10 protein-coding genes are annotated in these 13,753 nt (G+C 61.6%); 4 read left to right on the top strand and 6 right to left on the bottom strand.

Annotated features, from left to right (window positions below):
* Positions 1-7 precede the first annotated feature (7 nt).
* Positions 8-1,465 carry a lipopolysaccharide biosynthesis protein gene (locus tag CO669_RS26170; RefSeq protein ID WP_097662820.1) on the bottom strand — a complete coding sequence of 486 codons (1,458 nt, stop codon included), beginning with the start codon at positions 1,463-1,465 and terminating at the stop codon, positions 8-10.
* A 241-nt stretch (positions 1,466-1,706) separates the two neighbouring features.
* On the opposite strand from CO669_RS26170, the gene CO669_RS26165 reads away from it, so the two are divergent.
* Complete coding sequence (locus tag CO669_RS26165; RefSeq protein WP_245444519.1) at positions 1,707-2,852, top strand: glycosyltransferase family 4 protein; 1,146 nt, start codon at positions 1,707-1,709, stop codon at positions 2,850-2,852.
* A 16-nt stretch (positions 2,853-2,868) separates the two neighbouring features.
* Here CO669_RS26165 and CO669_RS26160 read toward each other — a convergent pair whose 3' ends face one another.
* Genes CO669_RS26160 through CO669_RS26145 form a run of 4 tightly spaced genes read right to left on the bottom strand, consistent with a single transcriptional unit; the run spans position 2,869 to position 7,617 of the window.
* Positions 2,869-3,957: an acyltransferase family protein gene (locus CO669_RS26160; RefSeq protein ID WP_097662818.1), complete on the bottom strand. Its 1,089-nt coding sequence runs from the start codon at positions 3,955-3,957 to the stop codon at positions 2,869-2,871.
* Positions 3,954-5,063 (bottom strand): acyltransferase family protein, encoded by a 1,110-nt coding sequence (locus CO669_RS26155; protein ID WP_245444517.1) that lies wholly within the window; start codon positions 5,061-5,063, stop codon positions 3,954-3,956. Before CO669_RS26155 ends, CO669_RS26160 begins: the two co-directional genes overlap by 4 nt.
* 6 nt (positions 5,064-5,069) lie before the next feature.
* Complete coding sequence (locus CO669_RS26150; protein WP_097662817.1) at positions 5,070-6,407, bottom strand: hypothetical protein; 1,338 nt, start codon at positions 6,405-6,407, stop codon at positions 5,070-5,072.
* A 7-nt stretch (positions 6,408-6,414) separates the two neighbouring features.
* Positions 6,415-7,617, bottom strand: coding sequence for an acyltransferase family protein (locus CO669_RS26145; RefSeq protein WP_245444515.1), 1,203 nt, complete (start codon positions 7,615-7,617; stop codon positions 6,415-6,417).
* Positions 7,618-8,296: 679 nt separating this feature from the next.
* Between CO669_RS26145 and CO669_RS26140 the strand changes: the two genes are divergently transcribed.
* The 3 genes from CO669_RS26140 to CO669_RS26130 all read left to right on the top strand — a co-directional run bounded on the left by CO669_RS26140 (position 8,297) and on the right by CO669_RS26130 (position 11,747).
* The gene (locus CO669_RS26140; RefSeq protein ID WP_245444528.1) at positions 8,297-8,788 is read left to right on the top strand and encodes a hypothetical protein; all 492 of its coding nucleotides are present in this window, start codon (positions 8,297-8,299) and stop codon (positions 8,786-8,788) included.
* 32 nt (positions 8,789-8,820) lie between these two features.
* Complete coding sequence (locus CO669_RS26135; protein ID WP_097662815.1) at positions 8,821-11,052, top strand: Wzz/FepE/Etk N-terminal domain-containing protein; 2,232 nt, start codon at positions 8,821-8,823, stop codon at positions 11,050-11,052.
* Positions 11,053-11,459: 407 nt separating this feature from the next.
* Positions 11,460-11,747: a hypothetical protein gene (locus CO669_RS26130; RefSeq protein WP_097662814.1), complete on the top strand. Its 288-nt coding sequence runs from the start codon at positions 11,460-11,462 to the stop codon at positions 11,745-11,747.
* Positions 11,748-11,789: 42 nt separating this feature from the next.
* Here CO669_RS26130 and CO669_RS26125 read toward each other — a convergent pair whose 3' ends face one another.
* Positions 11,790-13,220, bottom strand: a complete 1,431-nt coding sequence (locus CO669_RS26125) for an undecaprenyl-phosphate glucose phosphotransferase (RefSeq protein ID WP_097662813.1) — start codon at positions 13,218-13,220, stop codon at positions 11,790-11,792.
* Positions 13,221-13,753 lie beyond the last annotated feature (533 nt).

The following is a 13,753-nucleotide window of genomic DNA, read 5'->3' as shown; positions in this document are numbered from 1 at the left end:
GTCTTCATCAGGCGGTCGCACCGCGCTTCACGACGAAATCAATCAGGGAAAGGACCTGCTTCCGCCAGAACAGCAGAAGACCCGTCAGGTAGGTCACGCCAAAACAGGACGACAGCAGCCCGATCCGCAAATAGGGGTTCATGCCCGGCGTCGCCTCCCGGCACAGCACCACCGCGCCGTAGGCCAGGCCGATCGCACAAAGACAGCCCGCAATGGGACGCAGAAACTGGCCCCAGCTCAGGCCCAGCAGCCGGAGCGCCAGCGCGAACGTCACCGGCGTCACCACGAGCTGCGAGAATGCGAAGATGGTGGCGAGTTGACCGATGTCGCGCGACGGAAGCAGGAACATGGCCGGCACGACCGTGCAGAATTTGAGGATGTTGAGCAGGAAGACGACGTTGGGCTTGCCCAGCGCGCCAAAATAGGCGCTGTTGACGAACTGCACCGTCTGGACCGCGCCGATCAGCATCAGCGGCTGCATCACCGCTTCGCTGCCGCCCCATTTCGCGCCGAACAGCAGCAGGGAGAACTCCGGCGCGATCGCCGCCAGCAGCACGAAGACCGGAGATCCGATCAACGCACCGAGGCTGACGCTGCGCAGGTAGGCCCCTGCGATGCGGTCCCGCTCATGCGCGATCTTCGACAATGCGCTCAGCGCCACGTCCATCACTGCCTGGGTGAGCAACTGCATCAGGATGAGGTAGACCCTCGCTCCGACCGTGTAGATGCCGAGCGCCGCGACGCCGTACAGCGACAGGATGATCATGTCGATCGTCCGCACGATGGCGAAGTCCAGCAGCCTGTTCAGCACGACATGGATGCTGTAGCCGGACAGCTCGCGAAAGCTCTTCAGATCGTAGCCGCGCATTGGCAGCCATCGCGGCTGGCTCCAGAGCCACAAGCCGCTGATCGCGCTCTGAACGACCACCTGGATCACGAGGCTGAGGGCGCCAAAGCCGGCATAGGCGCAGGCGATGCCGACGACGCCGGACACGGCTGTCGCCACCATGGTCCTGACCGCAAGCACGCGAAAATCCATCTGACGCTTGTAGAGCGCCTCCTGGAACAGCGTCGCGGTCCCGATCGGAAGGGACAGGCTTGCGGCCGTGAGCAGCGGTGCGAGACCTTTCACGTCCAGCCAACGCTCGATATGCGTCGCGAGCAGCGCAATCAGGACGGCCAGGAGCACCGAGGCTGCGAATGACCAGAAGAAGGGCAGTGTCACGTCGGCAGGCTCGAGGGTCCGCCGCTGAATCAGCGCGTCACCGAAGCCGAATTCCGCGATCGAGCTCAGGAACAGCAGGATGAAGGTGACCAGCGCGGCGAGGCCGAAATCCGCAGGGCTGAGCAGCCGGGCCAAAACCAGAAACAGGACGAATGACAGCGCCCGGCCGCCCCAGTTCTGGGCAAGCGACCAGAACAGAGCCACCACGACCTGATGTTGCTTGCCCTGCGTGACGTTCATCAACAATTCGACCCAATTCCGACAAATCCAACCACAATCGCAGACTAGACGACGGGGCACGCGTTGCTGCCACGACGCCACCATCTCCGATCATCGCGGAGCAGTGATTGCTCGCTACAGTACGGCGGAGTGATGGCAATCAGATGAGCGCCGTCACGATCCGATTTAGAGTGGAAGTGAGTTCAAATCGTGGACTACACTTCGATCGACCTTTGCGAAGTGATGCAAAATGGATGCCTTGATGAATTCGTCCGCTCAGCGTTCTCTCCGTAACTCCAAGCGTCTGCGTGTGGCGATCTACGCACCGCATTTTGCGGAATATTCCTATCGCCTGGCATCCGGATTGGCGCATCATTGCGACGTCCGCCTCGTGCTCAACGCCAAGGACGCGAACCAGCAATGGGAACTTGCCGATATCGCCGTGGCCGCCCCCTTCGAGACACGAATTCGCGACCTGAGCCTGCGCCGCGGCGGCGCGATCGGCATCCCCGCATCCTTCATGGACATAATATCGTTTCGTCCAGACGTGATTCATTGTCACGAAGTTCCGGAGATCTACACGTCCAAGCTGGTCCAGCTGCTTCGTCCGTTTGGCATTCCGCTGGTCCTGACGGTTCACGATGCGATTCCGCATTCGGAAGGCGGTTCGGGCACCTCGCCACGTGAGGATGCGTGGCGCGGGCGCATGCGCGCGGCCGCATCGGTCGTCACGACGCATGGCGAGAGCTGCATTGCCGATTTTCGTCGCGCATCGCCCGACTTCAAGGGCGAGACGGTCTCCAATATGCACGGCGTGCTCATGGTTCCGCCCGCCGGGCGCGCGGCCTCCGCGCCCGAATCCGCCCGCATTCTGTTCTTTGGACGGATGTGGGCCTACAAGGGCCTGGACGTGTTCATCGACGCGATCGACATGCTGGCGAAGCGCGGCGTGGCACACGAGGCGATCGTCGCGGGCCGCGGCCCCGAGATGACGCGGCTCGGCGCGCGGATGGAGGCGATGCCGACGGTGAAGACCATCAACGCCTACATTTCGCCAGCGGATACCGGCCGGCTGTTTCAATCCGCCACCGTGGTCGCCCTCCCCTACAAGGATGCGACGCAGAGCGGCGTGCTTGCATCCGCCTACGGGAATTTTCGTCCCGTCGTCGCCAGCGCCACCGGCGGCATTCCCGACGTCGTCACCGACGGCGTCAACGGACTGCTGGTTCCTCCGGGCGACGCGACTGCTTTGGCGGATGCTCTCGAACGCGTGCTGACCTCGAAGCCGCTGGCCGCGACATTGACCGAGGGCGCACAGCAGACCGCAGCCGGCATTCTGAACTGGGATCGCATCGCCGAGGGCCTGCTGGGCTCCTATCACAGGCTCGCAGGTCGCACCGTGAGTTGACCGCGACAGCGGTCTCTCAAACCGATTGCTCGATCTGCCGTCGAAACAACATACCGCGGATCGCGCTGTCCAACAGACGCCTCAGCCTCACCTCGATCAACTCATAGCTGATCGCGCTTGCGACCAGCGACATCACCAGTCCGATGCCGATGAAGGCGGTCCACAGCAGCCAGCGATCGACACCGACGGCAACCAGCTTCAGGCCGATCACCTGCAAGGGGAAGAGCACGAAGGGGTGCACCAGATAAAGGCTGTAGCTGATCCTGCCGACATATTGCAGGGCCGGCGCACTCAGCGCCCTGCCGAGGCCCGAGTCCGGGGCAAGCACCATGCCGAACAGCAGAAATCCGGGAAGCAGGGCCACGAACGGGTGAAACAGCACGAGGCTCGCATACATCGCCGCGCCGCAAGCGAGCCCCGCGATCAGTCCCATACGTCCCGGAATCCGGATGCGAAAGCCGGTGGCGCTGTAGAGCATGCCGATGCAGAAGAATGCCGTGATCGGCCAGTGCAGGAGGCAAGCGACACCCAGCAGGATCAGCGGCGCGGCCAGCATCTTGCCGCCGATGCGCAGCATCGAAAACGCCACTGCAAACCAGATGTAGAACGCCCATTCATAGGTCAGCGTCCAGGCGTTCTGCTGGGCAATGGGCAGGCCGAGCGCGTCCTGCACGAAGAACAGATTGGCCGCGAAGATCCCCAGATAGCTGGTCAGGTCGATACCGCGGAAGAATTTGTAGCCGACGATCGGGCCAATCGCGAACAGGGCAAGATGCAGGACGACGAACACCGGCATGATGCGCAGGACGCGATCGAAAAAGAACCGCGGCAGCGATCCGTGCCGCACCAGGCTCGCCGGGATCAGGAAGCCGCTGATCATGAAGAACAACTCGACTCCATGACCGCCGACATTGATCACCGATTGCAGCCAGGGCCAGAGCGGCGGCAGGAAGCCGGGATCCGGAATATCGTACATGCCTCCCTTCGGCATGTCGTAGAAATGATCCATCAGCACGCTGAGCGCCGCGATGCCGCGCAGCCCCTGCACCGACGGCACGAACGATCCGTCATAGGCGACGCCCGGCTGGTGCGGGGTCCCGCTCACTCTGCGGCGCCTTGCGTGCTGAGCGCGGGCTCGAGCACCACCTTCTTGCGGCGCGCCGAGCGGAACCGTTGTCCAAACGCAATGCTGGGCTTCTCAACGAAGGTGAACGTCATCCAGCTGACGAGCAGCGAGAGCGCCAGGATCACCGTCAGGAAGATCGACCACCCAACCGGCCCATCGCCGAACCAGACGAGGCGATGGACGAAGACGATCACGAACGGCGACATCAGGTAGACCGAATAGCTGATCACGCCGACGAACGCCATCGGGCGCCACGCCATTCTCTCGCCGAACACGGCAAAGCCGATGAAGACCAGCGCCGCGCAGACATAGGCCGATCCGATCGAATAGCTGTAGAAGAAGTTCTCGTGATAAACGCCGCCGAACCGCCGGTCGGACAGGGTGACGGCGAAGATCGCATACAGCAGCGTGCAGACCGCCACGTGGGTCCATCGCAGCTTTCCGCCGATGACGGTATCGCGGATGATCTTGCCGAGGAACATCGCCGACAGGTTCAACCCGACCTCCATCACCGAGGAAACGGTCCTGTTCTCGACCAGAACCGCGGCGGTGGTTCCGACCAGCGCGGCCGCAATGACGATCGTCACCGCCGTGAAGCGCCGGTTCAGCAGCCCCATCGCAAAGAGGATGGTGCAGCCGACATAGAACAGCAGCTCGATCGCCAGCGTCCAGTAGAACACCCACAGGTTCGGGACGTTCACGAACGTCTGCAGCATCGTCACGTTCGCGGCGATCTGCCCCAGCGGATAGATCTTCGAATCCATCAGTTGCATCGTCACCAGTCCGACCACGAGCGAGGTCCAGTAGGCCGGGTAGAGCCGGAAGAAGCGGCTGATCGCAAAATCCCGCACCGGCGTCGCGCTGTCGGGAAAGCTGAACGGAATGACGAAGCCGCTGACGAAGAAGAACAACACGACGCCGAAGCGGCCGAAGTTCATGTAGTAGCCGAACACATCGTGGATCGGCCAGTAGAACGCGCCCGTCGGGTGCTTCTCGACGATGATCTCGAAGACATGCTGGACCAGGACCGACAACACGGCGATGCCGCGCAGCGTATCGATGAATGCGAGTCTCTTATGCATCATTCGTTCTCACCTGCTTCCGCTCGCCGCCGGCATATCCGGTCGGAAGCCCTCCAACGACGGCACCGGTGGCCGCATGACGATCGGCACGGCGTCGCCGGCCCGTGCGGAGGCCGCACGGCGCGAGAACACTTCGCTGAAGCTCAGTGCGATGATCAAGAGGCCGGACGCCGGGCCGTAGTTCAGCACCGTGATCGTGAACAGATTGACGACGAAGATCAGCGTCAGCTTGTAGACGTCGGTGGCTCCGAACGTCGCCCGGAACACCATCACCATGAATGCGACGAACGGGAGGCCGAACATCAGGTAGGTCCCGATGTAGAAATTGTCGACGGGCACCCAATACGCCGCGAGCGGCGAGAACAGCTGCTGCGGATAGTTGAAGCAACCTGCACCACAGCCGGTCACGAGGCCGACGGGCATGAGCTGCGTGAGGTAGATGAACGGCTTCTGCCAGCTGTTGTTGATGCGATCCAGGATGCTGAAAAGGGTCGAATGCGGCACCGCCGCGGTCCCGGACGCGAACACGATCATGAAGAACGGCACGAAGATCGAGGCATACGACCACAGCGCGATGGTCCGGATCGCCGGAAAGCGCGCCCTCTCCGGCAGCATCCGCACCAACACCAGCAGGATCAGGTAGAGCACGAGGACGATCATGGTCGTCTTGCTCGTGGTCAGCTTGGTGGCATAGATCGCGATGGAACCGAGCAGCAGACACCAGGTGGTGCTCATGCGAATCGACGTGATCGCGAACGACACCAGGATGAAAAAGGCTGCCATGGTGTTGTCGGCAGCAAAGCCCATCAGGCGCTGATCGTCGCCACCATAGGCCCACCACAACCGGCCGGCCTCGCGCACGGCGCCGAACGACTCGTATTTGTAGCCCACCCAGGGCATCAGGTAGAACTTCGTCAGGAAGACGCCGATCACCGACAGGTAGAAGGTGACCGCGATGACCGACAGAAGCTTCTTGTATGAGCCGAGGCTGGAATCACAGAAGCAGAATCCGACGAACACCGGCAGCATCATCTTGAAGGACGAGATCGCCGCATTCGTCGTCCCCAAAAAGAAATAGCCGAGCACGAGCGACAGCATGATCTGCACCAACACAAGCAGGGCCAGGGTGCTGCGATTGCGCAGGATGCAATGGACGAAGAACTGGATGAGGCACAGAACCGCAATCGCGTCGGGCACGTACCAGAGCGCGTTCAAGTGATAGATGCTGGTGTAATAGCGGATCACGCCGCCAAAGGCGTCGCGGACCAGATAGGCCCCGAGTGCGATCGCCTCGATGTTGAGGCTGATCAGCGTGATCTTGGGTCGATGCAGCGCAAGGATCGTCATATCAGGCTCAATTCGCCTGCCGCGCAGGGGACGCCGAGAAATCGGACCGGCTTCCAAGCGCGTTCCGCATGAACTTGCCGCCGGGGATTTCGACGTAGAGATAGGTGAAGTGGGAGACCGCGAGCACGGCGGCCAGCGAGACCACGAGATTCAGCGAGGCCGGCAGACCGGGCAAAATCGAATCGAGCGCGGCGATCCGCCCCGCCCCGACCGCCCGCACGAAATATTCGGCGAGCAGCACCACGAGCGCGTGCACCATATAGATCGAATAGGAACGTTTCCCGAGCCAGACCAGCGGCTTGGCCACCAGCATCCGCGGCACCAGCAGCGCATCCGGAAAGGCGAGCAGGCTGCCGAGGAAGATCGCAAACGTCACGGGCGCGAGGAAGGTCGACGCAGGATTGGTCTCCGCCATGGACACCAGCACAATGCTGGCGATCATGGCGACGAATTGCAGCATGCCCTGAACGGCAGGACCCGGCTTGGCCGGCAGGCGATCGACGATCCTGACCGTGAGCACGCCGAGGAAGAAGCTTACGAAGCAGCGCAGGATGCCGAAATCGGTCTGAAGCCCGAGACTCCTCTTGTCGAGCACGAAGATGATGACGACCAGGCTTGCGACCGCGAGCGCGCCGCAGAGCACGTAGAACCACAACAGCGAACGCATGCGCTGGGCAAAGAGGACGATCAGGCCGAACACCAGGTAGGTGTAGAACTCGACGCTGATGCTCCAGCTCGGCGCATTCCAGCCGAGATAGTCGATGAACCCCATCGAGTGCAGCAGCAGGACGTTGAGCACGAAGGAATAGGCATTATTCACCTCGAACGCCGCCGGCGCCGCCACGACGACTCCCGCCATGACCAGGCTGATCCGCAGCAGGCGAAACAGGAGATTCGCCAACAGCATGACGATGTGCAGCGGATAGACCCGCGCCAGGCGCCGCACCATGAATTCGCGCAGCGAAAAACGCCCGAAGTCGCTCTCGACGTAGCTCAGCGACATGACGATGCCGCTGAGGACGAAGAACAGATCGACCAGCAGCCAGGAGCTTCTGAAGAACGAGCAATTGATCCACGCGTTGTGTGGAAACGCAGCGAGAAAGGTCGGCATCAGCAGCAAATGGTGAATCACCACCGATGTCGCGGCGACGCCCCGGATGCTGTCGAGCGGCAGGACATGCGCCTTCTCACGATGAATCAACTCCGTCACATCAACATTCCCAGCTATTGCACCGCAACAGTGTGCATCACGATTTGCACGCGTTCAATCTCTGCGATCGCGGAGTCGCATTCGACGCATGACGATCGACGATAATTTCAACGCTCGCAGTCATTCGGACATGCGAGCGCCAAGTTCACGCCACTTTTTGCCAGAGACACCGCGCGTCAGCGCGCAAATCAATTCGCGCGCGATGATTGCGAGCATTTGCGTACAAAGTGTGCGCGAAATCCGGCGATGGTGCGATCAAGGCAGAGACGTGCCGGAGCACTGATTTTATAGGAGCAAACGTCGCGTTGATATTTTTTCACCGAGGGAACCAAAGGCTCGTCTGCGACTTGTGTCGGTTTTGCGACGACAGCTTGCGATGCAAGGACGTGCAAACGCCTCATATGTTTTCAGGTTGCAACATTCCTGGGCGCAAGATGCCGATCTCTCAGGCATTGCATTTCTTCATTTTGCAACCGCGCGGAAGAGACCACGCAATGGTGTCACTGACAACGTGAACTCAACTTTTGCGTCGCACAAAATTTGACACAGTTACCTGTCAGGTTTCGCGTGTTCTCCGATTGCAACAGGGAGCAGAGGGACACGGATGGGCCGCGGACTAACACGTCGTCATGCAAGGGCACGATGGCTGCCGATCGTCTTGGCAAGCTCTGCCTTGATCGTGTCGAGCATCGATGCCTGCCGCGCTCAGTGCGTCGAATTCTCGGATCGTGCCTCGCAGCTCGAGCTCGACACGTTCGTCAAGTCGCCCTCCTCGCTCCTGGAACGGCTGCGCAATGACAAGGAGAAGCTGAGATTCAGGCTCGCCACCTATATCGCCACCAATCCCTCGGTGTTGCCGTCCGTGCAGACGCTGATCTCCGCCTCGGCCTCAACCGATCGTTCGGCCATCGGTGCCGCGCTGAAGATTGCCGAGGGGCGGTGCACGTCCACGAAGCCGGACGCGGCGCGCAAGATCAGGGATTTCGTGCAGCGAATCGGCGACCTCAACGTGCAGGCGGGTTATTCCGCCGCAGGTGACGACAGCTCCGGCATCCAGGCTCAATCGCAAGCCAAGGGCCCGGCGCAACCGACGCGCGGCGGGGCGCTGCTCGAGGGCGAGTGGAAGACCAAGCTGGCCAATCCGTTCAAGCCCGTCCCTCTTCCGAATTGATCTGCGATCATCAAAAGGCAGCGAATTAGACAATGTATCAGCCCAGAGAACATTTCCAGTCGGGCCACCGATTCGGCATCGAGTTCGGCGGAGCCGTCCTCAGCTTCGAGCGTGTGGCCGACGTCCTGCGCCGGCAATGGCCGATCGTCGCGGCGTGCACCGGCGCCGCGCTGGCGCTGGTGATCGTCTATCTGGTCATGGCGCAACCCATGTACACGGCGAACGCCCGGATCATGATGGATACGCGTCAGGCGCAGGTGCTGGACAAGGACAGCAACGCCAACAGCGCCCTCATCGACACCGGCTACGTCGACAGCCAGGTCGAGGTCATCAATTCCGACGACCTGATCCTCTCGGTCGTGCGTCGCCTGAAGCTGACGGAAGATCCCGAGTTCAACGGCTCCAAGCCGGGCCTTCTCTCCATCATTCTCGGCAAGATGATGTCGCTGTTCAGCTCCGGCGAACCGGCATCGCAGGATCAGCTCGAACATGCGGTGGTCGAGCAGGTTCAGAAGAACCTGAGAACGGAACGCGTCCTGACGACCTACGTCCTGTCGCTGAACTATCGCGCACGGACCCCCGACAAGGCCGCCAAGATCGCCAACGCCATCGCCAAGGCCTATCTCGTCGGTGCCCTGGAAGCCAAATATGAATCCACCAAGCGGGCCACAGAGTGGCTTCAGCAGCGCAGCATCGAGCTGAGCGAGCAGGCCTCGGCCAGCGACCGCGCGGTGCAGACCTTCAAGGCCGAGCACAACATCGTCGGGACCAGCCGCGGCCTGATGTCCGAACAGCAATTGTCGGACCTGAACACGCAGCTGGTTCAGGCACGGGCGGCGACGGCCGAAGCCAAGGCCCGGCTCGACCGCATCAACGCGATTTCGGACCAGGATGTCGCGCAATCGACGGTGACCGACGCGCTCAACAACTCGGTCATCACCCGCCTGCGCGCACAATATCTCGATCTCGCGGCCCAGTATGCCGACTGGTCCAAGCGTTACGGCAAGACCCATCTTGCCGCGGTCAATCTGGCCAACAAGATGGAGGAAATCCGCAAGAACATGGCGGACGAGCTGCATCGGATCGGAGACGCCTATCGCAGCGACTACGAGATCGCGAAGAGCCGGGAGGCTTCTCTCGACAAGAGTGTCAAGGATCTCGTCGCCCAGGCCGGCCACACCGGCCAGGCCGAAGTCAAATTGCGCGATCTCGAAAGCGCCGCGGACACCTACCGCAACCTCTACAACAACTTCCTCGAGAAGCTGCAGAGCGCGACGCAGAACCAGAGCTTTCCGCTCAGCGAGTCGCGCCTGATCAGCACCGCCACCAAGCCGGATCGCAAGAGCTCGCCGCGCACGGTCCTGGCGCTGGTGGGAGGCCTCGTGGGCGGTCTCTGTCTCGGCTTTGGCGTCGCATTCGGGCGTGAGCTGCTCAGCGATGTCTTGCGGACCCCGGGCGAGGTCGAGGATGAGCTCGGCGTCAAGTGCCTCGGAGTCCTGCCCGACATCGGTCAGCCAACGATGACCGGTGCGCTGCTTTCGAGCTCAGCCAAGACGAGCCCAGCGGATCTGTCCCGCTACGTCGTCGACCATCCGTTCTCGCGGTTTGCCGAGACGTTGCGCAACATCAAGGTGTCGATCGACGTCGCGCGCCTGACCCGCGAGATCAAGGTGATCGGCATCGTCTCGTCTCTTCCCAAGGAAGGGAAGACGACGGTGGCCGCCAACTTCGCGCAGCTGGTCGCGCTCACCGGACATCGCGTGGTGCTGATCGACGGCGATCTGCACACGCGCTCGCTGACCCGGGAACTCGCACCGGACGCCAAGAGCGGCCTGGTGGAGGCCCTCAGCGACCCCGCCAGCCTCGGCTATCATGTGCAACGAAGCAAGGAAACGGGCCTGGATTTCCTGCCGTCCGTCGTCGCTTCCCGCATGGTCAATTCGGCCGACGTGATCGGATCGAAGGCGATGGCCGAGCTGCTCAAGGTGCTGAGAGAGCACTATGAGTACATCGTGATCGACCTCGCGCCGGTGATGCCGGTGGCGGACGCCAAGGCCGTCAGCCTCCTGATCGACGCCATGGTCTACGTGATCGAATGGGGCCAGACGACCCGAAGCGCGCTTCAGGAGTCGGTTTCCGGATCGGAGGTCCTGCAGAAGAAGCTGCTCGGCGCCGTGCTCAACCGCGCCAACCCGAAGATGCTCAAGCGCATCGAGGCGTACAAGGGCAAGCACCACAACAGCTACTACGTCGAGCACGCCTAGCTTCGGCGGAGGCGCCGGCGGCGCCCCCGCCAGACCAGACTGGAACGACCACGGGCCCGCTGCCATCTGGCGGCGGGCCTTTTCGTGTCTTGCGGAACTGTCGCCTGAAGGCAATCGAGTGCGCCTTCGCGCCACGAGACTGGAGTTTGCGCCAAGCCCAACCGGACCGCTCGGGCCTCCGTATTCGCCCGGAATCCACAACTTGCAGTTATTGCTCTAGCCAAAAGCAAGGATTGACGGAGGCGATGGTCGCGAGGACAGTGCGCCCATTGGCAACCATCTGTCGATCAGACGAGACAATCCGAGGCTTGACGCCTCAAAATGCCGAAACTTTGGGCATCTTCCCTTCTGGGTTCACTGAGGCTAACCTCGGCTGATATTTGTAGTTCTTTTCCGGCGGGCTCGGAATGCTGATCGTCCTGACGATTTTGACTATTTGGGTTCTGCTCAACATCCTGTTCGTGTTGGTCGTGGTCCCCCCGCGCAAGCCGCGTCGGCAGACGATGGCCACGACGCTTTCCCCGGCGCCCATCGACCCGAGCCGGCATGACATCGAGCAGGACGAACCGTTTTCGGTTCGTCAGGTCATCGTCTCCGTCGCGATGGGGGCATTCTTCGTGCTGGTGCCGCCGCTGCTCGCCTTGCGCGATGCAGTCATGCGGCTCTTCGGCAGATCGTCGCGAGATGGAACCTGATCTCTCGATCCCGAGGTTCCAGATCGTCGGGACATCGTGCGGCTAATAGGCTTCCTGGAACATCACCGCGGACGCCGTGCGGGCCATGATCTTCAGGTCGAGCCAGATGCTCCAATTGCTGACGTACCAGACGTCGTATTCGACCCGCTTCTCCATCAGATCGATCGTCGGCGTTTCCCCTCTGAACCCGTTCACCTGGGCCCAGCCGGTCAGGCCCGGCTTCATGTGATGCCGGTAGACGTATTTGCTGATGAGCTCGTCATAGTAGTTGTCATGGGCCAGCGCATGGGGACGTGGGCCAACCAGTGACATGTCTCCGCGCAGCACGTTCCAGAGCTGCGGCAGCTCGTCGATGCTGGTCATGCGCAGGAAACGCCCGATCTTGGTGACCCGGGCATCCCTCTTGGTCGCCTGGGCAATCGTTTCGCCGTTCTCGCAGACGGTCATGCTGCGGAACTTCCAGATCTCGAACGGCCGGCCGTTGAAGCCACGCCGCGACTGGCGGAATATGACGGCTCCCGGGGAATCCAGCTTGATCAGCAATGCAACCGTCAGCAGCAGCGGCGTCAGCATCACGAGCGCGAACGTGGCCACGCCGACGTCGAGACAGCGCTTCTGCAACCGCTCGAGAATGGTGAGCGGCGGCCGCTGGATTTCGACCGCGACGGTTCCACTGACCGGCAGAAACGGACGGGCCACCAGATCAGCGACCGAATCGTCCGGCAGCAGGCGGATGGGCTGCGGGACGGCGCGCAGATATGGGCTCAGCTTGCGGAGCATGGGCAACTCGTTCCAGTCGATCGCAAGCAGATATTCGTCGACGTCGGCCGAGCGCGACTGACGGATTACATCGCGAATCTGCCGTTCCCAGTGGCCGTCGTCCCGCTCGGTGCCAAGCACGAAATGGCGCATGACGTCGAAGCCGTTCCGCCGCAGGTCCTTGAACCGGCTCGAGGTGAAGTCGAGCGGCTTGAGGCTGAGCAGGATCACCTTGCGATCGACCAGCCGGCTTCGCGCAAAGCTGGTGCCGAACACCGCCTGCCAGACGAAGCGGAGGCTGATCAGGCCAACTCCGCCGATCACGGCGAAGACGATGACGGTGCCCCGGGACAGATTGTCCGTTGATTTCAGCAGAAAGGCCGCAACCGCCAGGATCGTCAACGACGTCAGCCAGATCAACACCGCCTTTCGAAGCTGCCAGACCACGTTGAGCAGGCGATGCGTGGCATAGACGTCGCGGAAATAGGCGACCGCGACGAACACCACGCCGACGAACAAGCCGGCTCCCACCGAAGCACTGTCGGCGGGCGAAGCGACGGCCGCTCCGTACAGCGAAGACCCGGCAGCATAGCTCAACAGGATCAGCAGAAAGTCAGCAGCCATGACGACGATCTGGAATGGCCTCTGAAGAGCGTTACCCCGCGTCGACGACAGCGTGTGCGCGTTTTCAGAACCGTAAGTTGCAACAGCCATTCGAACCTCTGCCTATCGAGAGAGTGTCTGACGCTCATCGTGATGCTGAAGACTCGTCACTTCCCCGCGCGGAAAGTGTTGAGTGATCGCAGCGACATTGTGGCGCCGCACGCAAAACTTTTGCGGCGCACGGATCGTGCGCCGCGTTGAAATGCTCAGCGAAATTCGGCGCGATGAAAATGTCGTCACAGTGATGACATACGAGCGAACGCGTTGCCCTATTTTGAATCAAGTTCCACGCTCGGCGCGACGCATGGTCATCGCGCGAGCGCTTCTTCGCTCATCTTTCAGGCGAAGCAACGCTCCGACGAGTTGGCACGAGTCGTTTACGAGAATTCCATTGGATTTCTATCTTTGCGTGCGCTACGAAATTTCACCCAGGCATGCATCTTTGCTGCACTCTCGCATTCAGCGATGCAATTTCTCGGGGACCGATCTTTCGCGCCATCGCACCCGCGAGGTGGGCAAAAAGTGCCGTGCCCTTCTTTTGGCGTGATCGAACCGGAGAACAAGGAGGCTCCCTTCACCGAACT

Origin of the sequence: Bradyrhizobium sp. Y36, assembly GCF_002531575.1 — a bacterium.
GTDB lineage: Bacteria > Pseudomonadota > Alphaproteobacteria > Rhizobiales > Xanthobacteraceae > Bradyrhizobium.
Note: the sequence above shows the minus strand (reverse complement) of the source record. Positions and strands in the feature narration are given on the sequence as shown.

What these genes read in the sequence shown, in the direction of transcription:
- CO669_RS26170 (WP_097662820.1), bottom strand. Translation starts at nt 1,465, where the DNA reads ATGAACGTCACGCAGGGCAAGCAACATCAGGTCGTGGTGGCTCTGTTC.
- CO669_RS26165 (WP_245444519.1), top strand. Translation starts at nt 1,707, where the DNA reads ATGAATTCGTCCGCTCAGCGTTCTCTCCGTAACTCCAAGCGTCTGCGT.
- CO669_RS26155 (WP_245444517.1), bottom strand. Translation starts at nt 5,063, where the DNA reads ATGATGCATAAGAGACTCGCATTCATCGATACGCTGCGCGGCATCGCC.
- CO669_RS26150 (WP_097662817.1), bottom strand. Translation starts at nt 6,407, where the DNA reads ATGACGATCCTTGCGCTGCATCGACCCAAGATCACGCTGATCAGCCTC.
- CO669_RS26135 (WP_097662815.1), top strand. Translation starts at nt 8,821, where the DNA reads ATGTATCAGCCCAGAGAACATTTCCAGTCGGGCCACCGATTCGGCATC.
- CO669_RS26130 (WP_097662814.1), top strand. Translation starts at nt 11,460, where the DNA reads ATGCTGATCGTCCTGACGATTTTGACTATTTGGGTTCTGCTCAACATC.
- CO669_RS26125 (WP_097662813.1), bottom strand. Translation starts at nt 13,220, where the DNA reads ATGGCTGTTGCAACTTACGGTTCTGAAAACGCGCACACGCTGTCGTCG.